The sequence below is a fragment of the Pseudomonas sp. K5002 genome, assembly GCF_013386655.1.
Lineage (GTDB): Bacteria > Pseudomonadota > Gammaproteobacteria > Pseudomonadales > Pseudomonadaceae > Aquipseudomonas.
On sequence record NZ_JACARK010000619.1, the window covers coordinates 1 to 1,870 of the forward strand.

A 1,870-nucleotide genomic window follows, 5' to 3' on the forward strand; every position below is an offset into this window, starting at 1 on the left:
TTTTCGTGGTGAAGTGGAGCCGATCGACCCGGTTGCCGGGCATATCCCCGGCGCGCAATGTGCCGCATTCAATGAAAACCTGGGCAGCGACGGCCGTTTCCTGCCGGCGGACCAGCTCAAGCAACGCTTCGCCGCCAAGCTGCAAGACCGCTCGCCGGATGACCTGGTGGCCTACTGCGGGTCCGGCGTGACTGCCTGCCACAACCTGTTTGCGCTGTGCCTGGCGGGTTACCCGTTGGGCAAGTTGTACGCGGGGTCGTGGAGCGAGTGGATCACTGATCCAAAGCGGGAAGTTGCAACAGGCGACTGAGGTCTGCCTGACCCGGTCTGATCCAAAGTGTGGGAGCCCCCACATTTTTATCGGCGTTGTGTCAGTAGCCACTCCGGGATTCGCCGTTCCAGGTAGTAAGTTGGCTGCTTCAATGAGCCGTCCACAAACCCGACATGCCCGCCCTTGGCCAGCAGTTCGAACTCGGTGCAATCCGACAGTTCGCTGGCCTCGGGCAGGCTGTGGGCGAACACGAACGGGTCGTCCGCGGCCTGGATGATCAGGGTTGGTGTGCGAATGCCCCCGAGGTAGTAGCGGCTGGAGGCGCGGCGGTAGTAGTCCTCGGCACTGAGGAACCCGTGCAGCGGCGCGGTGACGCGGCCGTCAAAGTCCCAGAACGTGCGCATCTTCTCCAGCGAGCCCAGGTCGGCGAGGGTTTTCAGGCCTGCCTCGCGGCCATCCTTGAGAAACCGGCTTTGTTTGACGCGGATATAGGCCAGCATTTCGCGCATGAAATGTTTCTGATAAACCCGAGAAAAGCCCAGGCCAATGCGATCGGCGCACTGATCCAGGCGAAACGGTACCGACACGGCTGCCGCGCCTTGCAGCCCGCAGGCTTCGCCGGTTTCGCCCAAGTACTTGAGCAGCACATTGCCGCCCAGTGAATACCCCACCGCATACAGCGGCGCCAACGGGCGCTTGGCCCGCAGGTGAGCGATGGTTTCGGCCAGGTCTTCACTGGCGCCGGAATGGTAGCTGCGGGCAAGCAGGTTGGGTTCGCCGGAGCAGCCACGCCAGTTCAGCGCGACGCTGGCCCAGCCTTGGGTTGCTAGGGCTTTTTGCAGGCCGGCTACATAGGGCGAGTTGGACGAGCCGGTCAGCCCGTGCAGTACCAGCACCAGCGGGGTGGTTGCGTCATGGGGCCCATGCCAGTCGAGGTCGAGAAAGTCGCCGTCTGCCAGCCACAGCCGTTCGCGCTGGCGTTCGATGTGCGTGGTTTTGCGCCACAGCGGTCCCCACAACGTTTGCAGGTGCGGGTTGCCGAGGCCGAAGGCGGGGGAGAAGCGGTCGAGGGGCGGAGTCATGAAATTCTCGGTGCCGAATGGGCTTGCTCCAATCATTGTAGGAGCGAGCTTGCTCGCGAAAAACTCAAGATCACCGCGTTCCCCTGGTTTCCCGCGTCATCGTTAACGATCTTCGCGAGCAAGCTCGCTCCTACACGGTGCGTTGCCACAACGCGTAATACACCCGCCCGGATTTCTGCTCGCGGTGCAGGCGCCACGTGCCCGGCAGGCCGAGTGTGGACGGTGCGGTTTCGCTTTCAGTGTAGATCCAGGCATCCGGCGCCAACCACTGACGCTCTTCCAGCAGCGCACATACAGTCGGCAGCAGGTTCTGGTTGAACGGCGGATCAAGAAACACCACGTCAAACTCACGGGCTTCCTGGGTTTCCAGGTAGCGCAACGCGTCAGCCGTCTGCACTTGCCCTGTGGTGCAACGCAGCGTGCCCAGGTGTTCCTTGAGGCTGGCGACCGCCACATTGCTGGCATCCAGCGCCTGGCCCAGCGCCGCGCCACGGGACAGCGACTCCAGGAACAACGC

General features: G+C 63.0%; 3 protein-coding genes. 1 reads left to right on the top strand and 2 read right to left on the bottom strand.

The features are described from left to right. On the top strand, positions 1 to 310 hold a 310-nt coding region (locus HX846_RS24825), incomplete at its 5' end, for a sulfurtransferase (RefSeq protein WP_256739901.1). Positions 311 to 357: 47 nt separating this feature from the next. On the opposite strand, the gene HX846_RS24830 is transcribed toward HX846_RS24825, so the two are convergent. Beyond that, complete coding sequence (locus HX846_RS24830) at positions 358 to 1,353, bottom strand: hydrolase (protein WP_087693252.1); 996 nt, start codon at positions 1,351 to 1,353, stop codon at positions 358 to 360. Between the two features lie 130 nt (positions 1,354 to 1,483). Further along, on the bottom strand, positions 1,484 to 1,870 hold a 387-nt coding region (locus tag HX846_RS24835; protein WP_178966288.1), incomplete at its 5' end, for an RsmD family RNA methyltransferase.